Origin of the sequence: Streptomyces sp. NPDC046939, assembly GCF_040644575.1 — a bacterium.
Lineage (GTDB): Bacteria > Actinomycetota > Actinomycetes > Streptomycetales > Streptomycetaceae > Streptomyces.
The window spans coordinates 297,466-318,632 of record NZ_JBEYWV010000003.1; the positions used below are offsets into that span (position 1 = coordinate 297,466).

The following is a 21,167-nucleotide window of genomic DNA, read 5'->3' on the forward strand; positions in this document are numbered from 1 at the left end:
CTGCGCGACCAGCCACGACGCACCCGCAGCCGCCCGCGAAAGCACACCCCCCACCACGGTCACGCGGAGCCACGAAGCACCCACAGCCGCCAGCAAATGGGCCCCCGGCGCGCACCCGCGAACCCCCCGCCGCAGCCAGCCGCAGCGCACCCCCGCCCGGAGAACAAACCCCCGTGGGGGCGCGCGCCCCCGCGCGTGACCCCGTCAATACGAACCGCGGCCTTCACAAACGGATGTGTGACGCGCCACACTCGCAGGCGCATGAGCATCTCCGCCGCACCAGCGGAAGCGAGGCAAGTCATGTCCCTGGAACAAGAGTTGACGGCCATTCAGCGCTGCGTGGACGAGCTGGCCCGCGCCGTGAACCGGCTGCAGTCCGGGCTGGCCGGCCCGGACCTGCGCCGGGTCCGCGCCGACACCGACCACCTGCGCGAGAGCGTGGCCCTGCTCCGCGCATCGGCGACGGCGGCAGCGTCAGCGGCCCAAGCGGCGCCCCCGGAGCAGCAGCCCCCGCTCCCCCGGCAGGGCCTCGTGCCGATCCCCGACACCCCGTACGACACGTCCCTGTGGACGGACTCGGACGACGAGGGTCTCGGCGCCCACCACCGGCACGCCCCCTGACGGACCGCCCGTCACACCACACCCCCGTCCCTTCGAGCGGAGGCTTCCTTGGCCACCGGCACGGAACCCACCAGCACCGACGAACCCCATACCAAGAGCGGCAGCGCCCACGGCACCGGTGTGCGGAGCCGGACGCGTGCCGCGATCGCCGCACCGCACCTGCGTACGGACCGCTGGTGGCTGGCCCCGGCGACGACCGCCGCGGGCCTGTTCGCCTTCGTCGTCTACTCGACGTGGCGGGCGTTCGCCAACGCCGACTACTACGCGGCCCCGTACGTCTCCCCGTTCTACTCGCCGTGCGTCGCGGAGAACTGCGCGCCCATGCGCCACGGCCCGAACTGGGAGATCTTCGGCAGCTGGTGGGGCCTCTCCCCCGCGCTGCTGATCCTGATCTTCCCGCTCGGCTTCCGGCTGACCTGCTACTACTACCGCAAGGCCTACTACCGCGGCTTCTGGGCGTCGCCCCCGGCCTGCGCGGTGGCCGAGCCGCACAAGAAGTACAGCGGTGAGACGAGGTTCCCGCTGATCCTGCAGAACATCCACCGGTACTTCTTCTACGCGGCCGTCCTCGTCGCCGGCATCCTCACGTACGACACCGTGCTCGCCTTCCGCGACGAGCATTACGCGTGGGGCCACATGGGCCTCGGCACCGTCGTCTTACTGATCAACATCGCGCTGATCTGGGCGTACACGATCTCCTGCCACTCCTGCCGGCACATCGTCGGAGGCCGCCTCAAACACTTCTCGAAGCACCCCGTGCGTTACCGCCTCTGGGGCTGGGTCGGCAAGCTGAACGCCCGTCACATGCTGCTCGCGTGGGCGTCCCTGGTGAGCGTCGCGCTCGCCGACTTCTACGTGTACCTGGTCGCGTCCGGCGTCTTCGACGATCCGCGGTTCTTCTGATGCCTTCGACGGTGGGAGAGCGACGATGAGTGTGGTGGAGCGGCAGCACTGGGACGTTGTCGTGGTGGGCGCGGGCGGCGCCGGGCTCCGGGCCGCGATCGAGGCCCGCGAGCGGGGCGCCCGTACGGCGGTGATCTGCAAGTCCCTGTTCGGCAAGGCCCATACGGTGATGGCGGAGGGCGGCATCGCGGCCGCCATGGGCAATGTGAACTCCGGTGACAACTGGCAGGTCCACTTCCGCGACACGATGCGCGGCGGCAAGTTCCTCAACCAGTGGCGGATGGCGGAGCTGCACGCGCAGGAGGCCCCCGACCGCGTCTGGGAGCTGGAGACGTGGGGCGCCCTGTTCGACCGGACCGGCGACGGCCGGATCTCGCAGCGCAACTTCGGCGGCCACGAGTACCCGCGCCTCGCCCACGTCGGCGACCGTACGGGCCTTGAGCTGATCCGCACCCTCCAGCAGAAGATCGTCCAGCTCCAGCAGCAGGACAAGGCGGAGTGCGGCGACTACGAGGCCCGGCTCAAGGTCTTCCAGGAGTGCACGGTCACGCGTGTCCTGAAGGACGAGGACGGGGAGCGCGTCTCCGGTGCCTTCTGCTACGAGCGCGAGAGCGGGCGCTTCTTCGTCCTTGAGGCGCCGAGCGTGGTCCTGGCGACGGGCGGCATCGGCAAGTCGTTCAAGGTGACGTCGAACTCGTGGGAGTACACGGGCGACGGCCACGCGCTCGCGCTGCTCGCGGGCGCGCCCCTGCTGAACATGGAGTTCGTGCAGTTCCACCCGACCGGCATGGTCTGGCCGCCGTCGGTGAAGGGCATCCTCGTCACCGAGTCGGTGCGCGGCGACGGCGGGGTGCTCAGGAACTCCGACGGCAAGCGGTTCATGTTCGACTACATCCCGGACGTCTTCAAGGAGAAGTACGCCGAGTCGGAGGCCGAGGGCGACCGCTGGTACGAGGACCCCGACCACAACCGGCGGCCACCCGAACTCCTGCCCCGCGACGAGGTGGCCCGCGCCATCAACGCCGAGGTGAAGGCGGGCCGCGGCTCCCCGCACGGCGGCGTCTTCCTCGACGTGTCCACGCGGATGCCGGCCGAGGTCATCCGGCGCCGGCTGCCGTCGATGTACCACCAGTTCAAGGAGCTGGCGGACGTCGACATCACGGCGGAGGCGATGGAGGTCGGACCGACCTGCCACTACGTGATGGGCGGCGTCGCCGTCGACTCGGACACGGCGGCGGCGCGCGGCGTGCCCGGACTGTACGCGGCCGGTGAGGTGGCGGGCGGCATGCACGGCTCGAACCGGCTCGGCGGGAACAGCCTGTCCGACCTGCTGGTCTTCGGCCGCCGCGCCGGACTGCACGCGGCGCAGTACGCGCAGGGCCTCGCCGGGGACCGCCCGACCGTCCCCGACCTCCAACTCGACACCGCGGCGGCGGAGGCGCTGCGCCCCTTCTCGGCGGAGGGCCAGGAGGAGGGCACCGTCCCCGAGAACCCGTACACCCTGCACCAGGAGCTCCAGCAGACGATGAACGACCTCGTCGGCATCATCCGCCGGGAGGCCGAGATGGAGGAGGCGCTGCGCAAGCTCGCGGCGCTGCGGGTGCGGGCGCGGCGGGCCGGGGTCGAGGGCCACCGCCAGTTCAACCCGGGCTGGCACCTCGCGCTCGACCTCCGCAACATGCTCCTGGTCAGCGAATGCGTGGCCCGCGCCGCGCTCGAACGCAAGGAGTCGCGCGGCGGGCACACCCGCGAGGACCACCCGGCGATGGACCGCGAATGGCGCCGCGCCAACCTGCTGTGCCGCCTCCGCGACCCGAGCGGTGGCCTGGCCGCCACGGACCCGGTGCGCGGCCAGATCGACCTCGTACGGGAGACGACCGAACCGATCCGCCCCGACCTGCTGGCCCTCTTCGAGAAGGAGGAGCTGGTCAAGTACCTGACCGAAGAGGAGCTGTACGAGTGAACGCGTATGAGGCCCGCTTCAAAGTGTGGCGCGGGGACACGGCGGGCGGCGGCCTGAAGGACTTCGACGTCGAGGTCAACGAGGGCGAGGTGGTCCTCGACATCATCCACCGCCTACAGGCGACACAGGCCCCTGACCTGGCGGTCCGCTGGAACTGCAAGGCGGGCAAGTGCGGCTCGTGCTCGGCGGAGATCAACGGCCGTCCCCGGCTGATGTGCATGACGCGCATGTCGGTCTTCGGCCGGGACGACGTCATCACCGTGACACCGCTGCGGGCGTTCCCGGTCGTCCGTGACCTGGTGACGGACGTCGGCTTCAACTACACGAAGGCGCGCGAGGTCCCGGCGTTCGTGGCGCCGTCCGGGCTCGGTCCCGGTGAGTACCGGATGATGCAGGAGGACGTGGACCGCCCGCAGGAGTTCCGCAAGTGCATCGAGTGCTTCCTGTGCCAGGACACCTGCCATGTGGTGCGCGACCACGAGGAGAACAAGGCGGCGTTCGCGGGCCCGCGCTTCCTGATGCGCGTGGCGGAACTGGACATGCACCCCTTGGACGAGGCGGCCGAGACGGGTCTCGACCGCAAGAAGACCGCCCAGGACGAGCACGGCCTCGGCTACTGCAACATCACCAAGTGCTGCACGGAGGTCTGCCCCGAGCACATCAAGATCACGGACAACGCCCTGATCCCGCTGAAGGAGCGGGCGGTCGATCGCAAGTACGACCCGGTGGTGTGGCTGGGCAACAAGATCCGCCGCAGGTCGTGACCGGTCCGAAGGTGTCGGGGCGGGGGCGCGCGTAGCGGGGCGTAGCGGAGCGCAGCGGTCGCGACGGCTCCCGCCCGGACTTACGCTCCGCCATGTGCCCCTCCACGAGCGCCGCGCCCGCCCGGCGCGTACCACCGGGTGGACGCGCCCCCGTGCGGCCGCCGGGTTGTTCGCCCTGTGGTGGCTGCTGTCCCCCGCCGCCTCGGTGCGGGCTGAGGGGGCGGCTGAGGGGCCGGCACCGCTGCGGACGCTCACGCCGGACGCCGCCGCTTCGAGCGCGGGCCATGCTTTCGGCCTGGTCCTGCCCGTCGTCGCCGTCGTGGTGGCGCTCACCCTGGCCGCGTACAGCCGTATGTGCCGCGAGCGGCGCATACGCGAGCGGACCACCCCGGGAGGACGGCACCGCACGCATGTCCGAGGGCTCGACGGGCAGGCTGACCGCACCCCCCTCGGCCGGGCACTGCACACGGCCCGCACCGCCACGAACGCCACCGCCGACCTCATCGCGGCGCACGACGGCGCGATCGGCGGCGAGGCCCGCACGCGGCTCGCGGAGGCCCGGCGCCACCTCGCGCACGCGCGGGACGCCGCGGAGAGCGACCCGGCGGGCGCGCTGGCCGAGGCGCGGCGGGCCGACGCACTGGCCCGGCAGGCCCGCTCGCTCGCCGAACGGGACGTACACGCGTACGACGACCCGCACGGCAGCGGCGACGGGGGCCGCAGGCGGCCCGGAACCGGCTAGAACAGGCTGAGCAGCGCCTCGGTCGGATCGACCAACCCTGTGCCCCCGTCCGGCAGCGCCATCTCGAACCACACCGTCTTGCCGCGCGGCGTACGGCGCGACCCCCACGCCGCGCTGAGCAGCCCGACGAGTTGGAGCCCGCGCCCGCCCTCGTCGGTGTCGCGGGCGCGGCGGCGGCGCGGCTGCACGAGCCCGGCGTCCCACACCTCGCACACCAGGGTGCGGTCGAGCAGCAGGCGGAGCCTGATGTCGCCCTCGCCGTACCGCAGGGCGTTGGTGACCAGCTCACTGACGAGCAGCTCGGTGGTGTCGACCAGGGGTTCGAGCTCCCAGGCGGTCAGTTGCTCACGGGCCAGCTCGCGCGCCAGGCCCACGGACTTCGGCTCGCGCGGCAGCGTCCAGTCCCCGACGTTCTCGCTGGGCAGCCCCTCGATGCGGGCCATGAGCAGCGCGATGTCGTCCTCGCCGTGGTGCGTGTCGAGGGTGGTGAGGACGTGGTCGCAGACGTCCTCCAGGGCGGGCGCCGGATCGTTCAGGACGGTGCGGAACGCGGAGAGCCCCTCGTCGAGCGGATGGTCGCGGGACTCCACGAGCCCGTCGGTGTAGAGGGCGAGCAGCGACCCCTCGGGCAGCTCGACCTCCACCTCCTCGAACGGTTCGCCGCCCACGCCGAGCGGCATCCCCGGCGGCACGTCGAGCATGAGCGCGCCGTCACCGGGCGCGACGAGGACGGGCGGCAGATGCCCGGCGTTGGCGAAGGTGCAGCGCCGGGTGACGGCGTCGTAGACCGCGTAGACGCAGGTGGCGAGGTAGACCTCGGACAGGTCGGCGTCGGACGGCTTGCTGCGGGCGGCACGGGTGGCCTGCTGGACGCCGCCGGGCGTGCCGAGCCCGCGCGCGATCTCGTCGAGCGCGTCCAGCACTTCGGCGGGCTCCAGATCGAGCAGCGCCAGCGTCCGTACGGCGGTGCGCAGTTCCCCCATGGCGACGGCGGCGCGCAGCCCGCGCCCCATGACGTCGCCGATGACAAGTGCGGTGCGGTGCCCGGGCAGCTCGATGACGTCGAACCAGTCACCGCCGACCTCGGTCGCCGCGTTGCCGGGCAGATAGCGGCAGGCGATGTCGAGCCCCGAAGCCTCCGGGTTGTCGGGAGGCAGCAGCGAACGCTGCAGAATCAGGGCGCGCTCGTGCTCGCGGCGGTACAGGCGCGCGTTGTCGATGCAGACCGCGGCACGTGCGGCCAGTTCGACGGCGAGGGCCCGGTCCCGCTCGTTGAACGGTTCGCTGCCCTTCGTACGGGAGAACTGCACGAGCCCGACGACGGTGTCGTGCGCGACCATCGGCACCGCGAGCGTGGACTGCACGAGATCGCCCGGCTCGGCGGGCAGCAACTGGGGCCGCGCGGTGCGCAGCGCGTCGGCGCACGCGGAGTTGAACGGGAAGCGGTGCACGGCCCCCACGTTGACCGGCGCCTCACCGCCCATGTCGAGGAACGGCACGTCGGCGACGGCGCTGGCGGCGGCGACGCGCCGCAGCTCGGCGCTTCCGTCGGCGAGGCTGTGACTGCCGAGAGCGGCCTCGTCACCGACCAGCAGCCCTTGGTAGAGGTCGACGGAGGCCAGATCGCAGAACCCCGGCACGACGACATCGAGAAGCTCGCGCGCGGTCGTCTCCAGATCGAGCGAGTTGCCGATACGGGCGCCGGCCTCGTTGAGCAGCGCGAGGTTCCGGCGCGCGTGCGCGGCCTCACGGGCGGCGGCGTGGCGCCGGGTGACGTCGGTGGAGAGCCCGGCGATCCCGATGGGCCGGCCCGAACCGCTGTGCACGCGGTACAGGTTGATGGACCAGTGCCGCCGCTCGGAGGAGCCGGGCACGGTCCCGACGAGCTGCATGTCGGTGACGGCGTCCCCGGTCTCCAGGACGCGGCGCAGCGCGCCCTGCACCCGGTCGGCCTCGTGGCGCGGCAGGTAGTCGTGGACGGTGCGGCCCCGGTGGTCGTCGGCCTTGCCGCCGAAGACCGAGGTGAACGTACGGTTGGTCCGCCGCACCTTGAGATCGGTGTCGAACAGCAGGAAGCCGAAGGGGGATTGGCCGAAAATGGCCTGCGAAGCGGCGAGATCCGTCTCGATGCGCCGCAGCGTCCGTACGTCGACGACGATGCAGACGGCGGCCCGTTCACCGGTCTCGGTGGTCGTCGGCATCACATAGACCTCGGCGCGCGCGGTGGGCCGGTCGGCGTCCGCCCCGGCACCTTCCCGGGGCGGCATCCGGAACGGCACGCTGCCCGTCCACTCGCGCCCGTCCAGGATCTCGGCCATCTTGCGGTGCCCGCGCTCGCGCAGATCGGCGGGGACGAACGCCTCGATCGGGTCCTTGCCCACGGCGTCCTCGGGCGCGACCCCGAACAGGTGCGCGGCGCGCAGGCTCCACTGGTCGATCAGCCCGTCGGGCCCGATGGAGAAGGAGGCGACCTTGATGTAGTCGTAGATCGACCCGGGCGGGCTGGACTGCCAGGTGTCGGACGCGCCCGCCTGGGCGCCACGGTCCGCATCCCGCGCAGACTCCGTGCCCGAGGAGTCCCCGGACATCCCGGCCTTCGCTGGTATCTCGCTCACGCGAACCGTCCCCTCCAGCTCACCACGCCCGGCACCGGTCACCGGGGCGGCTGCCCGCAGTATCCAGCACTACGGGGCCGCGCAACACGGTGTTCACGATCACACCACGCTCCCGACGCTTTTTGGCCCGTCGGGGCCGATTGTTTCCGTACCCACGGTGGAGGTGCGCCCACACCCGGCGCCCCGCACCCACCTCTGAATCCCTCGCCGACCTCCCCGCCGATCCGCCGATCCGTTTCTGCTCCCCCTCGTCTAACCAGGCAGCGCCAGCTCGAACCACACGGTTTTGCCCCCCGTACGCGGATCCCCCAGTCTCGTCCCCCAGCACCGGGAGGCCCCGGCGACCAGTTGCAGCCCCCGCCCGCTCTCGTCGTCATGGGCGGCGGTACGAGCGCGCGGCGGGTCCGGCAAGGGATCGGAGACCTCCACGAGCAGCCCGCCGTACGGCCCGTCCTGCCGGCGCAGGCGCACCCCGATCGGCCCGGAGGCGTGCCGCAGGGAGTTGGTGACGAGCTCGCTGACCAGCAGGGCGGTCACGTCCCCCAGCTCGGGGAGCGCCCAGTCGGCGAGCTGTGTGCGCACCGCCGCACGGGCTCTGCGGACCGCCGTCGGATCGGCGGGGAAGGCCCACTCGGCGTAGTCGCCGTCGGTGTGGATCACGCCGATCACTTCCCTGGAACGCGCTGAGCCCTGCCCGGTTTCAGAGGGTTAATCGGCATATACCCGGACGGAACGTGGTGCTACCGCGCCAGGGGGTGTGTGGTGGTACGGACGGCGTACGCGGGGTCGCCGCGGGCGCGTGAGGAGCGCGCCGCTCACCCCTCACCCCTGCGCGATCACCTGCTTGACGGCGGGAACGTCCTGATCCAGCCAGTCGACGTCCCAGACCTCCCCGGCCGTGAGCCAGCGCAGCTCGTCATGGTCCTGGAGGGCGGCGGGTTCCCCGGAGACCAGCCGCGTACGCCATACCCGCAGGACATAGCCCGGCTTGAGGTCCCACTCGCCCGGCACGCGCTCCTCGGGCCGTGCCTCGACGCCCAGTTCCTCCCGCAGCTCCCGTACGAGGGCGTGCTCGGGGCTCTCGCCCGGCTCGACCTTCCCGCCGGGCAGTTCCCAGCGGCCGGCCAGCTCGGGGGGCGCACTCCGTCGCGCGGCGAGCAGGCGCCCCGCGTCGTCGTACAGGGCGGCGGCGACCACCACCACGGGTTCGGACGGAGTGAATGCAGTGGGCATGCGCCGGAGCCTACGGCCCCGTCAGTGCGCCGTGCCGTTCTGCCCCGGCTCCGGGTTCGGGGTGAGCCGCTCGATCCAGTAGAGCTGCTTGTGTCCGCGGCTGTCGAGGCTGTCCGCGGTGCGCTGCGCCTCGGCCCTGGTCGCGTACCTCCCGACGCGGTAGCGGTTGCCGTTGTCGTCCTCGCGAATGACAAGCCACGGAAGTGTGGTCGTGTTGTCCGTCATCGCGCCCCTCCACTCCCCGACTCCGGCTCGCATGGCGCCCCGCCCCCTAAGCATCCCTTGGAAACCGCAATCCGCATATGCCCGAGCCTACGCCTGACCTTTACGGAGCGGATACGGATTGGCACGAAGAGATAGGCAACAAGCCAGGGAAGGACGGCGCACGCCGGAACACGACAAAGGGCGCGTCCACAAAGACGCGCCCCTACTCCCCCGCGCTCCCCACGTCAGAAGGACGGCAGCGTACGCGGCACACACCGTGACAGCACGGGCCACCCGCCCCGCACGTCACCACTGAGGGCAGGACCGCCATTCACCCGGTCGAGAAAGGCCAGATTCATTCGCCACGGCAACAGATGCTCACGCCCCAGGGGGCTTACTTCACCGGCAAGTGATAGGCGATGCGGTACCGGTCGGCGGGAACGACGACATCGGCGGTCTCGACGGCTCTCCCGGAGGCGAAGAACGTCCGGTGAATCACGAGGACGACATGTCCCGGCACACCGCCCAGCGCGCTCAACTCCTCGGCGAGCCCGGGCCGTGCGGCGACCTCCTCCGTCATATTGTCGACAACGACGTCGATGGCGGCCATGCGCTCGACGACACCGCACCCGCCGAGCGGCCCCTCCTCGGGCAGCATGACCGGCGTGCGCCCGGTGATGGCCAACGGCTCCCACGAGGTCGAGAGCATCACGGTCTCACCGGCGTCCCGGTACACGTACTTCGTGCACATCACGCGGTCCCCCACGTGCACACCAAGCCGCTCGGCGATCCCCGCGTCCGCCTCGGTCTGCTCACTGCGCGAGTCCCAGGACCCCTTCGCCGCCGGGTCGGCCTGCTCCTGCCGGAACGGGGTCGACCCCCCGCCCGTCTGGTAGCCGCTCCGGGCCACCCGCCGCGGCACGGGCCGCTCCCGCACGTAGGTCCCGGACCCGGACCGCCCCTCGACGAGCCCTTCGGCCATCAGAACCTTGCGCGCCTCCAGAGCGACGGTGTCCGAGACCCCGTACTCCTCACGGATCCGCGCTTGCGAGGGAAGCCGCGTGAGCGGCGGCAGTGAGCCGTTGACGATCTTCCTGCGCAGATCTCCCGCGACACGCAGGTACGCCGGCTGCTCACCGAATGCCACTGGTTGTTTCCCCTCGGATCCCCATCAGATTGACAGACAGCAACAGCGTGGCAACCGTGGGTTGAGCCATGCAAGCAAAGGCCAGGGAATCACCCGAAGTGATGACATGCGGCGTCGGAGGGCTTTACTCAGCGACTTTCTCCAGGTAGTGCATCATTCACACATCGATCCCGGTCTTGAGTCCGGCCCCGCACAACGGTACGACGGCGGACCGCCCGTTCAACACGGCCGCCACGGAACCCCCCTCCCGCGTGGCCGCCCAGCACGCGGCACCGGTGGACTCCACGTACAACCCACGCGAGGCCAGATCCCTTTGCGCATGGCGAATCTGATCATCGGTCACCGTATGGAAGGCCCCGCCGGACTCCCGTACGACACGCAAAATCTGCCGGGCGCGAGGAGGCCGCGGAATGGCAATGCCCTCAGCCAAAGTAGGCAGGGCAGCCACAGGAGCCCCCACATCCTCCGCACCGGCCCGCCAAGCCTCGGCCAGCGGCGCGACGGCGGCGGCCTGCACGGCATGCAGGGCGGGCCGCCGGTCGATCAGCCCGGCGCCATGCAACTCGGCAACGGCGAGCGCGGCCCCGAGCAACAGAGTCCCGTTCCCCACCGGCACCACGAGCACGTCGGGCAGCCGCCCCCCGAGGTCCTCCCAGATCTCATGCACATAGGTCTTGGTCCCGTGCAGAAAAAAGGGATTGTGCACATGACTGGCATAGAAAACGCCCGCCTCATCGGCCACGCCCCGAGCGGCAGCGGCAGCGGCCTCCCGCCCCCCACCAACCACCTCAACGCGAGCCCCATGCGCCCGCATCTGCTCCAGCTTCTTCGCGGACGTCCCCTCGGGCACATAAACGGTGCAGGCGACCCGGGCCCGCGCACAATAGGCGGCCACAGCGGTCCCGGCATTCCCACTGCTGTCGGCGACCACCCGCTCGACCCGCAACCGACTCGCAAGCGCGGCAAGCATGACGGCCCCTCGATCCTTGAAGGAAAGGGTCGGCATGAGGAAGTCCACCTTGGCGGACACACTCCCCGCGAGCGGCACGAGGGGCGTCCGCCCCTCGCCCAACGAGCACTCCGCGGACCCGGCCAACGGCAGGCACTCGGCATACCGCCACAGGGAGTTCACCCGCCCGCTCAACGATCCGAGCGACGCGGGCGTAGGAGCGAAATCAAGATCGAGCGGCCCCCTACACACGGGACAACACCACGCAAGGGACCCACCAGGCACACGGGTCCCGTCAACGGGGCAGTAACGATCAGGCAGGGCGGCATCCATGGAGGCACCTTAGAGGCCACGGCCCCGTCCGGCGATCAGCCGCGTACGAGACGGGAGGGGCCGGTCGGGGTATGTGCGCGCGCAGCACAGTTCACGCGGTGACGGCACCGAAGAGACTGGCGACGCCATCAAGATGGCGAGCACGGACATACCCCGGGCGGCACCGTACCCACCCACGCACCTGCCAGACCCGACGGGTAGCCGCCAAGAAACCCCAGACGGCCACCCTCCCTTCCTGGCGCGCTCAGACGTTGAACCTGAACTCGACGACGTCCCCGTCCTGCATCACATAGTCCTTGCCCTCCATGCGCGCCTTGCCCGCCGCCCGGGCCTCCGCCACGGACCCCGTCTCCACCAGGTCCTCGAAGGAGATGACCTCCGCCTTGATGAAGCCCTTCTGGAAGTCGGTGTGGATGACGCCGGCCGCCTCGGGGGCGGTGGCGCCCTTCTTGATGGTCCAGGCGCGGGATTCCTTGGGACCGGCCGTGAGGTAGGTCTGGAGGCCGAGCGTGTCGAACCCGACCCGGGCGAGCGTGGCAAGCCCCGGCTCCTCGGCGCCGACGGACTCCAGGAGCTCCATCGCGTCGGCGTCGTCGAGCTCGGCGAGGTCCGCCTCCAGCTTCGCGTTGAGGAAGATCGCCTCGGCGGGGGCGACGAGGGCGCGCTGGGCGGCCTTGAAGTCCTCGTCGGTCAGCTCGTCCTCGTCCACGTTGAACACGTAGAGGAAGGGCTTGGTCGTGAGGAGGTGCAGGTCGTGCAGCAGCTCCTCATTCCCGGAGCCCTGGACGATGCCCTGGGAGAACAGGGTGTCGCCCTTCTCGAGGATCGCCTTGGCCGCCTCGACGGCCGCCACCTTCGGCGCCACGTCCTTCTTGATCCGCGACTCCTTCTGGAGGCGCGGCAGGACCTTCTCGATGGTCTGGAGGTCGGCGAGGATCAGCTCGGTGTTGATCGTCTCGATGTCGTCCTTGGGCGAGACCTTGCCGTCGACGTGCACGACGTTCTCGTCCTGGAAGGCGCGAATGACCTGGCAGATGGCGTCGGACTCGCGGATGTTCGCGAGGAACTTGTTGCCGAGCCCCTCGCCCTCGGAGGCGCCGCGCACGATGCCCGCGATGTCGACGAAGTCGACGGTCGCCGGGAGGACCTTCTGCGAACCGAAGATCTCGGCCAATTTGTCGAGCCGCGGGTCGGGCACCCCGACCACGCCCACATTGGGCTCGATCGTGGCGAACGGGTAGTTGGCCGCGAGCACGTCGTTCTTGGTCAGGGCGTTGAACAGGGTCGACTTGCCGACATTCGGCAGACCGACGATTCCGATCGTGAGCGACACGTTGCGACTTCCCGTACGTGGTGGGCGCTGATGGCCAGGGCTGATGGATGGGCGTAGGCAGTCCACCAGTCTACGGCCTGGCCGCAACCGGTCCGGCTCCGCACGCATCTGTACCGAACGGGCGACCCAGAGGACCGGTGGCGGTCAAGGTCGGCCAAAACGCGTGTCCTTTGGCCTATTCCACACATAAGCCCACCTATGTTGGGCCTGTGGAGCAACCCAGGACGCGTCCCGCGCAACCCCGGCAACCCCGCCCCCGCCGCACGGCCCCGCTTCCGCCGCAGGCGCAGGGCGGCCGCGCCGTGCGCGCCAAGGCGGCCACGGACCCGGCCGAGGAGTCCGTGGCCGTCTACGGAGGCAAGCGGCCCGCCCGCCGCGTGCCGCCGGTTCTGCGGGCGCTGCGCCGGTTCCCGAACCCCCGCCTGACCGGCCTCGGCAGCGGCCTGTTCTGTCTCGCCGCGATGCTTCTGTCCGGCTTCCTGGACCGGCTCCTGTTCGGCGGGGCCGCCGCCGGGTACGGCGTGCTGTTCTTGCTGGTGAGCGCGTTGACCGCGGGCTGGGTCCGGAAGGCGGACCTGGTGACGGCGCCGGTCGCGGTGCCGATCTCGTTCGCCGTCGGGGCGCTGCCGATCGCCGAGGGGGCGGGCGGGACGGGCGCCCGGCTGATGGGCCTGTTCACCACGCTCGCCCTGAACGCGGTATGGCTCTACGCGGGCACCCTGCTCGCCGGGGCGATCGTCGGCGTCCGCAGGGCCCGCGTCCTGGCGCGCCGGGCGGCACAGCGGCGGGCCGCCGGCCAGCAGCCCGCGTCCCGCTCGGCGGCTCCGGCGCCCCGTCGGCGTACGGCGTAACGACAGGACACGAGGCCCTACGCGCGCGAGGCCGCCATCGCCGCGCCCACGATCCCCGCGTTGTTCTGCAGCTGCGCGGGCACCATCTCGGCCTTGATGCCCTCGATGAGCGGCAGGAACTTGTGCGCCTTGCGGCTGACACCGCCGCCGATGACGAACAGGTCCGGCGAGAACAGCATCTCGACGTGGGCCAGGTACTTCTGGACGCGGTGCGCCCACTGCTCCCAGCTCAGGTCGTGGTCCTCCTTGACCTTGGTGGAGGCGCGCCGCTCGGCGTCGTGGCCGTCGAGTTCGAGGTGGCCGAGCTCGGTGTTGGGAACGAGGACGCCGTCGCTGAACAGGGCGCTGCCGATGCCGGTGCCGAAGGTGAGCAGCATGACGGTGCCCTTGCGGCCCTGGCCCGCGCCGAACTGCATCTCGGCGACGCCCGCCGCGTCCGCGTCGTTGAGCACGGTGACGGGCAGCCCGCCGAGTTCGGCGCTGAGCAGGGCGCGCGCGTCGACGTCGATCCAGCTCTTGTCGACGTTGGCGGCGGTACGGATCGTCGAGCCGCCCGTGACGACGCCGGGGAAGGTGATGCCGACCCGGTCGCACCGTCCGCCGAAGTTCTCGACGACCTGCTTGACGCCGTCGGCCACCGCGTCGGGGGTGGCCGGGTGCGGCGTCAGTACTTTGAACCGCTCCTGGGCGAGGTCGCCGCGCTCAAGATCGACCGGGGCACCCTTGATCCCGGAACCGCCGATGTCCACACCGAAGATCTCCATGAGCACCACCGTACGACGCCGGGAGGCCTGTCACTCCTCGACGCGGGAACCCTGCATCAGGGCGGCCGCCTCGGCGCGCAGGTCGCGGCGCAGCTCCTTGGGGAGCGAGAACGTGATCGATTCCTCGGCGGCCTTCACGATCTCCACGTCGGCGTAGCCGCGCTGCGAGAGCCACTCCAGGACCTCTTCGACCAGGACGTCGGGGACGGAGGCGCCCGAGGTGACCCCGACGGTGGTGACGCCCTCCAGCCACGCCTCCTCGATCTCGGAGGCGAAGTCGACCAGGTACGCCTCGCGGGCGCCCGCCAGCTTGGCGACCTCGACGAGCCGCTTGGAGTTGGAGGAGTTGCGCGAGCCGACGACGATGACGAGGTCGGAGTCGGCGCCCATCTGCTTCACGGCGAGCTGACGGTTCTGCGTGGCGTAGCAGATGTCGTCGCTGGGCGGCGAGACGAGGGCGGGGAACTTCTCCTTGAGGGCGTCGACCGTCTCCATCGTCTCGTCGACGGAGAGCGTGGTCTGGGAGAGCCAGACGACCTTGGACGGGTCGCGGACCTCGACTTTGGCGACGTCCTCGGGGCCGTCGACCAGGGTGATGTGGTCGGGTGCCTCGCCGGAGGTGCCGATGACCTCCTCGTGGCCCTCGTGGCCGATCAGGAGGATGTCGAAGTCGTCGTTGGCGTAGCGGATCGCTTCCTTGTGCACCTTGGTGACCAGCGGGCAGGTCGCGTCGATGGTGGCGAGCTTGCCGCGCTCGGCCTCCTCGTGCACGGTCGGGGCGACGCCGTGCGCCGAGAACATCACGATGGCGCCCTCGGGGACCTCGGCGGTCTGCTCGACGAAGATCGCGCCCTTCCGCTCCAGGGTTTGCACGACGTACTTGTTGTGCACGATCTCGTGGCGGACGTAGATCGGGGCGCCGTACTGCTCCAGGGCTTTCTCGACGGCGATCACGGCACGGTCCACACCCGCGCAGTAGCCACGGGGGGCGGCGAGCAGGACGCGGCGGGAGCCAGTGGTAGCAGTCATGGCTCCATCGTAAGGCCGCGTACAGGAGGCCGAAGATCCCCCGCGTGGGGAGACTGGGAGCCCGCGATCTACGGAGGCAGGATGTCCGCACCAGTCGTCCCCGAGGTCCAGGAGGGCGCGCTCCGCCGTGACCTCGGCTTCCGTGACCTCGTCGTCTACGGGCTTCTCTTCATCGCCCCCATGGCGCCCGTCGGCGTCTTCGGCACCCTGGACGCCAAATCGCACGGCGCGGTCGCGCTCGTCTACGTCGTGGCGACGGTCGCGATGGCGTTCACCGCTTTCAGCTACGCCCAGATGGTGCGGGTCGCTCCGCGGGCGGGCTCCGTGTACGCCTACGCGCGCGTGGGGCTCGGCAAGGGGCCGGGGTTCATCGCGGGCTGGATGGCGATGCTGGACTATCTGCTGATCCCCGCCGTGGCCTATCTCTTCTCCGGCATCGCGATGAACGCGCTGGTCCCCTCGGTCTCCCGCTGGGTATGGACGGCCCTGGCCGTGGTCGTCACGACGCTGCTCAATCTCTGGGGCGTACGGGCGGCGGCCCGGGTGGGTTTCGCGGTCCTGGCGCTGGAGATCGTCGTCCTGCTCGTCTTCGTGGTCTCCGCGATCGTGGTGCTCGTACGGGACGGGGCGCAGCGGGGCTGGCTGTCGCCGCTGTCCGGGGACGGGTCGCAGGGCGCGTTCGCCCTGACGGCGGTGGTCGGCGCGGTGTCCATCGCGGTCCTGTCCTATCTGGGCTTCGACGCGATCGCGGCGTTCGCGGAGGAGGTGACGGGCGGCTCGGCGAAGGTGGCGCGGGCGGTGCTGTTCTGTCTGGCGCTGACGGGTGTGCTGTTCGTGGCGCAGACGTACCTGGTGGCGCTGCTTGAGCCGACGTCCTCGGCGCAGCTCGCGGCCGACCCGGGCAAGCAGGGTTCGGCGTTCTACGACGCCGTGGACGCGTCCGTCGGGGGCTGGCTGCATGACCTGGTGGCGGTCAGCAAGGCGATCGGGGCGGCGTTCGCGGCGCTGGCCGGGCAGGCGGCAGCGGGCCGCCTCGTCTTCGCGATGGCCCGCGACCGGCGCCTCCCGAAGCCCCTGTCCCGCACGAACGCGGGCGTCCCGCGCGCGGCGCTGCTCGTCGCCGCGGTGATCACGCTGGTGGCGGCGGTCTGGGCGGCCCGCCGCGACGACGGCATGGACCACCTGGTCTCGGTGGTCGACATCGGCGCCCTGACGGCGTTCACGCTGCTGCACGCGAGCGTGGTCGGCTATTTCGCCGTCCGCCGCCGGGGCGAAGGGCCCCCGAGCTGGTGGCGCCACCTCCTGGTCCCCGTGCTCGGCGCGGCGATCACGGTGGCGGTCATCGTGGAGGCGTCCGGCACGGCGCAGGTGGTCGGGGCGATCTGGCTGGTGGTGGGGCTGCTGGTGCTGGTGGCGCAGCGGGGGCGGCCGGGGGACGCGCCGTCCGGCTGAGCGCGGTCCGGGCCGGGTGCGGCACCGGTCCCGCGGTGTCAGTGCGCACCGTTACCCTCGCCGCATGGCTGCCAATACGTCTCCGGACGCCCCGCTCCCCGTCGGGGAGGTCTCCCGGCTCATCGGCGGGTGGATCGACCGGCTGGGTGCCGTGTGGGTCGAGGGGCAGATCACCCAGTTGTCCCGCAGGCCCGGTGCCGGGGTCGTGTTCCTGACGCTGCGCGACCCGTCGTACGACATCTCGGTCTCGGTCACCTGCTACCGGCAGGTGTTCGACGCGGTGGCGGACGTGGTCCGCGAGGGGTCCCGGGTCGTCGTGCACGCGAAGCCCGAGTGGTACGCGCCGCGCGGCCAGCTCTCCCTGCGTGCTGCGGAGATCCGCCCGGTCGGCGTCGGCGAGCTGCTCGCGCGCCTGGAGATGCTGAAGAAGACGCTCGGCCAGGAGGGGCTGTTCGCGGCCGACCGCAAGAAGCCGCTGCCGTTCCTGCCCCAGCTCATCGGGCTGGTCTGCGGCCGCGCCTCGGCCGCCGAGCGTGACGTCCTGGAGAACGCCCGCCACCGCTGGCCCGCCGTCCGCTTCGAGGTGCGCAATGTGCCGGTGCAGGGCGTGCACGCGGTGCCGCAGGTCGTCCAGGCGGTCAAGGAGCTGGACGCGATCGACGCCGTGGACGTGATCATCGTCGCGCGGGGCGGCGGCAGCGTGGAGGACCTGCTGCCCTTCTCCGACGAGCAGTTGGTGCGGGCGGTGGCAGCCTGCCGTACGCCCGTCGTCTCCGCGATCGGCCACGAGCCGGACAGCCCGCTCCTTGACCTGGTCGCCGACCTGCGGGCCTCCACCCCGACGGACGCGGCGAAGAAGGTCGTGCCGGACGTCGGCGAGGAGTACGAGCGGGTGCGCTGGCTGCGCGACCGGGCCCGGCGCTGCATGGAGGCGTTCCTCGACCGCGAGGAGCGGGGCCTGGCCGCGGCCCTCTCCCGGCCGTCGATACAGGACCCGCACCGCATGATCGACGAGCGCGAGGAGCAGGTCGCGGCGCTCGCGGGCCGGGCCCGTCGCACGCTCGGCCACCTCCTGGACCGCGCCGAGTCCGACCTGACGCACACGCACGCGCGCGTGGTCGCCCTCTCCCCCGCGGCCACGCTGAAGCGCGGGTACGCGGTCCTGCAGAAGGCGGACGGCCATGTGGTCCGCGCCCCGGAGGAGGCCGCGCCGGACGAGGAGCTGCGGGCCAGGGTCGCCGAGGGCGAGTTCACCGTACGCGTCGCACAGGACACCGATCGAGGATGAGGACGGATCACGGGATGACCACGAAGACGGAGCCGGGCACGGCCGACGAGACGCTCGGCTACGAACAGGCCCGGGACGAGCTGATCGACGTCGTACGGCGGCTGGAGACGGGCGGCACCTCGCTGGAGGAGTCGCTGGCCCTGTGGGAGCGCGGCGAGGAGCTGGCGAAGGTGTGCCGCCGCTGGCTGGACGGCGCGCGGGCCCGCCTGGACGCGGCGCTCGCGGAGGAGGGCGAGGGCGAGGGCGAGGACCCCGATGAGGAGTGACGGGCGCCCCCCGCGAGCGCGCAGAGTCACCGGGAGTGAACAGGGTCACCAGAGGTTTGGTTGAAAGTTGAACCTCATCCGCGTACTGTCAGGGGTACCGGCTGATCCGGAACGGATCGGATCGCCACAGCCGGCACGCCGAACGTCTGTACCGAGAAGGTTGATCGATGTCTCTCGTTCTTGACCCCGCCGCCCAGGACCTGCTCTTCCGCGAGGCCCGCACCGCGAACACGTTCACCGACGAGCCGGTGACCGACGAGCAGGTCCAGGCGATCTACGACCTGGTCAAGTTCGGCCCGACCGCCTTCAACCAGTCGCCGCTGCGCATCACCCTGGTCCGCTCCCCCGAGGCCCGTGAGCGCCTCGTGAAGCACATGGCCGAGGGCAACCAGCCGAAGACCGCCGCCGCCCCGCTGGTCGCGATCCTCTCCGCGGACAACGAGTTCCACGAGGAGCTCCCGGCGCTCTTCCCGCACTTCCCGGCCGCCAAGGACGCCTTCTTCTCCGAGCGCCCGGTCCGCGAGCAGGCCGCGCTGGTCAACGCCACGCTGCAGGCCGGCTACTTCATCATCGGCGTGCGCGCCGCCGGTCTGGCCGCGGGCCCGATGACCGGCTTCGACTTCGCCGGCGTCCAGAAGGAGTTCCTGGACGACGACCACACCCCGCTGATGATCGTCAACATCGGCAAGCCGGGCGAGGACGCCTGGTTCCCGCGCTCCCCGCGCCTGGAGCTCGACCAGGTCATCACGACCGTCTGAGCCCCGCTCACCCGGACACACGAAAGGGCCCCGGCACCAGCCGGGGCCCTTTCCCGTGCACACGCGACAAGCGCACGCACTTACACTCGCGCTCGCACTCGCACTCGCACTCGCCCTACTGAGCGGTGTCGTCGCCCTTCTTCATCTCCAGCGCCGCCGCCATCTTCGTGAGCTGCCCGAAGTCGGCCGTGCCGGTGACCAGGGTCGTCGACCCCTTCTCCGTCAGCACCAGGGCGTCGTACTTCTCGCCCTCGTAGCGCTGCCACTCCTTGCCGTCGATGGTCTGCTTGCGGCTGGTCCGCTCGGCGCCCTGGCTGGCGTCCTCGATGAACCGGGCCGGCTTGTCGGTGGACTGCTCGACGGCGACGTACTGGCCGTCGGGGTCGAGGAAGCCGAGGTGCCACGCCTCGTTCGGCTCGCCCGCGTACCGAACGGAAGTCGGCTTCCACGCCTTGGACAGGCCCTTGGGGGCGGCCACCGGGTACGAGGCCGCGCGCCGGGCCGTGAGCAGCTCGATGCGGTAGTCGACGCGCTTGATCGGCGGCTGTCCGGAGTCGTCATGCGGGATGAACGCGTAGGCGACACCGGCCGCGACGACGCAGACGCCGAGCGAGAGGACCAGGCTGCCGACCGTCTTCTTGCCATTTCTTCCTGCCACGTGCCCCATCGTCGCAGGTCGCCGGATGATCACAGGCGGGAGGTCCGGGTATGCGCCACCTGACACCGGGAAGTCCGCTCAAACGTGGGGCGCTCTGCTCAGATTGTCGTACTGGCGATAGAGTCGACCTCAATAACCCTCATCCGGCCGTCGTCGTATCCCGGTGAAAACGCCGGAACAGAAAGGTGCGTCTCGATGACCGAGCATCACCAGCTCCCGTCCGAGCTCGAGGTCCCCTCCGAGGCCCCGGACCGCAACCTCGCGCTCGAACTCGTCCGCGTCACCGAGGCCGCGGCGATGGCCGCGGGCCGCTGGGTCGGCCGCGGCGAGAAGAACGGCGCGGACGGCGCGGCCGTGCGCGCCATGCGGACCCTCGTCTCCACCGTGTCGATGGACGGCGTCGTCGTCATCGGCGAGGGCGAGAAGGACGAGGCGCCGATGCTGTTCAACGGCGAGCGGGTCGGGGACGGCACGGGCGCCGAGTGCGACATCGCCGTCGACCCGATCGACGGCACCACGCTCTGCGCCAAGGGCATGCCGAACGCCATCGCGGTCCTGGCCGCCGCCGACCGCGGCACGATGTTCGACCCGTCCGCCGTCTTCTACATGGACAAGCTGGTCACCGGGCCCGAGGCCGCCGACTTCGTGGACATCAACGCGCCCGTGTCGGTCAACATCCGCCGGGTCGCCAAGGCGAAGAAGGCCTCGCCCGAGGACGTCACCGTGGTCATCCTCGACCGGCCGCGCCACGAGGGCATCATCAAGGAGGTCCGGGAGACCGGCGCCCGGATCAAGCTGATCTCCGACGGCGACGTCGCGGGGTCGGTGCTCGCGGTGCGCGAGGGCACCGGCGTCGACCTGCTCCTGGGCATCGGCGGCACCCCCGAGGGCATCATCTCGGCCTGCGCGATCAAGTGCCTGGGCGGCGTCATCCAGGGCAAGCTGTGGCCGAAGGACGACGCGGAGCGGCAGCGCGCGCTCGACGCGGGCCACGACCTGGACCGCGTCCTGTCCACGGACGACCTGGTCTCGGGCGAGAACGTGTTCTTCGTCGCCACCGGCATCACCGACGGCGAACTCCTTCGCGGCGTGCGCTACGGCTCCGAGACGGCGACGACCTCGTCCCTCGTGATGCGCTCCAAGTCCGGCACGATCCGGCAGATCGACTCCCAGCACCGGCTGAGCAAGCTGCGCGCGTACAGCGCCGTCGACTTCGACCGCGCCAAGTAGGCCGGTCGCTCGCTCCCACAGGCGTGCATACGTGACCGGGGGCGCACCCAGGAAGAGGGTGCGC

21 protein-coding genes are annotated in these 21,167 nt (G+C 71.0%); 11 read left to right on the plus strand and 10 right to left on the minus strand.

The features are described 5' to 3' along the window. The first annotated feature begins 300 nt into the window (after positions 1-300). From ABZ877_RS05365 to ABZ877_RS05385, 5 genes are all read left to right on the plus strand, one after another. The gene (locus ABZ877_RS05365) at positions 301-621 is read left to right on the plus strand and encodes a hypothetical protein (RefSeq protein WP_361064638.1); all 321 of its coding nucleotides are present in this window, start codon (positions 301-303) and stop codon (positions 619-621) included. Positions 622-669: 48 nt separating this feature from the next. Further along, complete coding sequence (locus ABZ877_RS05370; protein ID WP_361064641.1) at positions 670-1,524, plus strand: hypothetical protein; 855 nt, start codon at positions 670-672, stop codon at positions 1,522-1,524. A 25-nt stretch (positions 1,525-1,549) separates the two neighbouring features. After that, positions 1,550-3,487, plus strand: coding sequence for a fumarate reductase/succinate dehydrogenase flavoprotein subunit (locus ABZ877_RS05375; RefSeq protein ID WP_361064644.1), 1,938 nt, complete (start codon positions 1,550-1,552; stop codon positions 3,485-3,487). Further along, positions 3,484-4,251: a succinate dehydrogenase/fumarate reductase iron-sulfur subunit gene (locus ABZ877_RS05380; RefSeq protein ID WP_361064647.1), complete on the plus strand. Its 768-nt coding sequence runs from the start codon at positions 3,484-3,486 to the stop codon at positions 4,249-4,251. The genes ABZ877_RS05375 and ABZ877_RS05380 overlap by 4 nt, the downstream gene beginning before the upstream one ends. Before the next feature lie 94 nt (positions 4,252-4,345). Then, positions 4,346-4,993, plus strand: coding sequence for a hypothetical protein (locus ABZ877_RS05385; RefSeq protein ID WP_361064649.1), 648 nt, complete (start codon positions 4,346-4,348; stop codon positions 4,991-4,993). Here the strand turns inward: ABZ877_RS05385 and ABZ877_RS05390 are convergent. From ABZ877_RS05390 to ychF, 7 genes are all read right to left on the minus strand, one after another. Beyond that, positions 4,990-7,608, minus strand: a complete 2,619-nt coding sequence (locus ABZ877_RS05390; RefSeq protein WP_361064652.1) for a SpoIIE family protein phosphatase — start codon at positions 7,606-7,608, stop codon at positions 4,990-4,992. The genes ABZ877_RS05385 and ABZ877_RS05390 overlap by 4 nt on opposite strands. Before the next feature lie 252 nt (positions 7,609-7,860). Then, positions 7,861-8,277, minus strand: a complete 417-nt coding sequence (locus ABZ877_RS05395) for an ATP-binding protein (protein ID WP_361064655.1) — start codon at positions 8,275-8,277, stop codon at positions 7,861-7,863. Positions 8,278-8,430: 153 nt separating this feature from the next. After that, positions 8,431-8,841 carry a (deoxy)nucleoside triphosphate pyrophosphohydrolase gene (locus ABZ877_RS05400; protein ID WP_361064658.1) on the minus strand — a complete coding sequence of 137 codons (411 nt, stop codon included), beginning with the start codon at positions 8,839-8,841 and terminating at the stop codon, positions 8,431-8,433. Positions 8,842-8,862: 21 nt separating this feature from the next. Further along, entirely contained in the window at positions 8,863-9,066 is a 204-nt protein-coding gene (locus tag ABZ877_RS05405; RefSeq protein WP_361064661.1) for an SPOR domain-containing protein, read from the minus strand. A 373-nt stretch (positions 9,067-9,439) separates the two neighbouring features. Beyond that, positions 9,440-10,192 (minus strand): GntR family transcriptional regulator, encoded by a 753-nt coding sequence (locus ABZ877_RS05410; RefSeq protein ID WP_361064664.1) that lies wholly within the window; start codon positions 10,190-10,192, stop codon positions 9,440-9,442. Between the two features lie 157 nt (positions 10,193-10,349). Then, positions 10,350-11,474: a pyridoxal-phosphate dependent enzyme gene (locus ABZ877_RS05415; protein ID WP_361064666.1), complete on the minus strand. Its 1,125-nt coding sequence runs from the start codon at positions 11,472-11,474 to the stop codon at positions 10,350-10,352. 244 nt (positions 11,475-11,718) lie between these two features. Beyond that, positions 11,719-12,807 carry a redox-regulated ATPase YchF gene (gene ychF, locus ABZ877_RS05420; RefSeq protein ID WP_361064669.1) on the minus strand — a complete coding sequence of 363 codons (1,089 nt, stop codon included), beginning with the start codon at positions 12,805-12,807 and terminating at the stop codon, positions 11,719-11,721. Between the two features lie 209 nt (positions 12,808-13,016). Between ychF and ABZ877_RS05425 the strand changes: the two genes are divergently transcribed. Next, positions 13,017-13,658, plus strand: coding sequence for a DUF6542 domain-containing protein (locus ABZ877_RS05425; RefSeq protein WP_361064672.1), 642 nt, complete (start codon positions 13,017-13,019; stop codon positions 13,656-13,658). Between the two features lie 17 nt (positions 13,659-13,675). On the opposite strand, the gene ppgK is transcribed toward ABZ877_RS05425, so the two are convergent. Together ppgK and ABZ877_RS05435 are read right to left on the minus strand one after the other, a co-directional pair. Further along, a complete protein-coding gene (gene ppgK / locus ABZ877_RS05430) occupies positions 13,676-14,422 on the minus strand; it encodes a polyphosphate--glucose phosphotransferase (protein WP_361064675.1) in 747 nt (248 codons plus the stop codon). Positions 14,423-14,452: 30 nt separating this feature from the next. After that, positions 14,453-15,451 (minus strand): 4-hydroxy-3-methylbut-2-enyl diphosphate reductase, encoded by a 999-nt coding sequence (locus ABZ877_RS05435; RefSeq protein WP_361064678.1) that lies wholly within the window; start codon positions 15,449-15,451, stop codon positions 14,453-14,455. Positions 15,452-15,532: 81 nt separating this feature from the next. Between ABZ877_RS05435 and ABZ877_RS05440 the strand changes: the two genes are divergently transcribed. The 4 genes from ABZ877_RS05440 (at position 15,533) to ABZ877_RS05455 (ending at position 19,215) form a co-directional block, all read left to right on the plus strand. Then, complete coding sequence (locus ABZ877_RS05440) at positions 15,533-16,903, plus strand: APC family permease (protein WP_361064681.1); 1,371 nt, start codon at positions 15,533-15,535, stop codon at positions 16,901-16,903. A gap of 64 nt (positions 16,904-16,967) precedes the next feature. Further along, positions 16,968-18,191, plus strand: coding sequence for an exodeoxyribonuclease VII large subunit (xseA, locus tag ABZ877_RS05445; protein WP_361064684.1), 1,224 nt, complete (start codon positions 16,968-16,970; stop codon positions 18,189-18,191). A gap of 14 nt (positions 18,192-18,205) precedes the next feature. Continuing rightward, entirely contained in the window at positions 18,206-18,457 is a 252-nt protein-coding gene (locus ABZ877_RS05450) for an exodeoxyribonuclease VII small subunit (RefSeq protein WP_361064687.1), read from the plus strand. Between the two features lie 167 nt (positions 18,458-18,624). Beyond that, a complete protein-coding gene (locus tag ABZ877_RS05455) occupies positions 18,625-19,215 on the plus strand; it encodes a malonic semialdehyde reductase (RefSeq protein ID WP_361064690.1) in 591 nt (196 codons plus the stop codon). A 115-nt stretch (positions 19,216-19,330) separates the two neighbouring features. On the opposite strand, the gene ABZ877_RS05460 is transcribed toward ABZ877_RS05455, so the two are convergent. Further along, entirely contained in the window at positions 19,331-19,873 is a 543-nt protein-coding gene (locus ABZ877_RS05460; protein ID WP_361064693.1) for a DUF4245 domain-containing protein, read from the minus strand. Between the two features lie 195 nt (positions 19,874-20,068). On the opposite strand from ABZ877_RS05460, the gene glpX reads away from it, so the two are divergent. Next, positions 20,069-21,103, plus strand: a complete 1,035-nt coding sequence (glpX, locus tag ABZ877_RS05465; RefSeq protein ID WP_361064696.1) for a class II fructose-bisphosphatase — start codon at positions 20,069-20,071, stop codon at positions 21,101-21,103. Positions 21,104-21,167: the final 64 nt, after the last annotated feature.

What these genes read in the sequence shown, in the direction of transcription:
- xseA (WP_361064684.1), top strand. Translation starts at nt 16,968, where the DNA reads ATGGCTGCCAATACGTCTCCGGACGCCCCGCTCCCCGTCGGGGAGGTC.
- ABZ877_RS05450 (WP_361064687.1), top strand. Translation starts at nt 18,206, where the DNA reads ATGACCACGAAGACGGAGCCGGGCACGGCCGACGAGACGCTCGGCTAC.
- ABZ877_RS05405 (WP_361064661.1), bottom strand. Translation starts at nt 9,066, where the DNA reads ATGACGGACAACACGACCACACTTCCGTGGCTTGTCATTCGCGAGGAC.
- ABZ877_RS05455 (WP_361064690.1), top strand. Translation starts at nt 18,625, where the DNA reads ATGTCTCTCGTTCTTGACCCCGCCGCCCAGGACCTGCTCTTCCGCGAG.
- glpX (WP_361064696.1), top strand. Translation starts at nt 20,069, where the DNA reads ATGACCGAGCATCACCAGCTCCCGTCCGAGCTCGAGGTCCCCTCCGAG.
- ppgK (WP_361064675.1), bottom strand. Translation starts at nt 14,422, where the DNA reads ATGGAGATCTTCGGTGTGGACATCGGCGGTTCCGGGATCAAGGGTGCC.
- ABZ877_RS05365 (WP_361064638.1), top strand. Translation starts at nt 301, where the DNA reads ATGTCCCTGGAACAAGAGTTGACGGCCATTCAGCGCTGCGTGGACGAG.
- ABZ877_RS05435 (WP_361064678.1), bottom strand. Translation starts at nt 15,451, where the DNA reads ATGACTGCTACCACTGGCTCCCGCCGCGTCCTGCTCGCCGCCCCCCGT.
- ABZ877_RS05440 (WP_361064681.1), top strand. Translation starts at nt 15,533, where the DNA reads ATGTCCGCACCAGTCGTCCCCGAGGTCCAGGAGGGCGCGCTCCGCCGT.
- ABZ877_RS05400 (WP_361064658.1), bottom strand. Translation starts at nt 8,841, where the DNA reads ATGCCCACTGCATTCACTCCGTCCGAACCCGTGGTGGTGGTCGCCGCC.
- ABZ877_RS05375 (WP_361064644.1), top strand. Translation starts at nt 1,550, where the DNA reads ATGAGTGTGGTGGAGCGGCAGCACTGGGACGTTGTCGTGGTGGGCGCG.
- ABZ877_RS05415 (WP_361064666.1), bottom strand. Translation starts at nt 11,474, where the DNA reads ATGGATGCCGCCCTGCCTGATCGTTACTGCCCCGTTGACGGGACCCGT.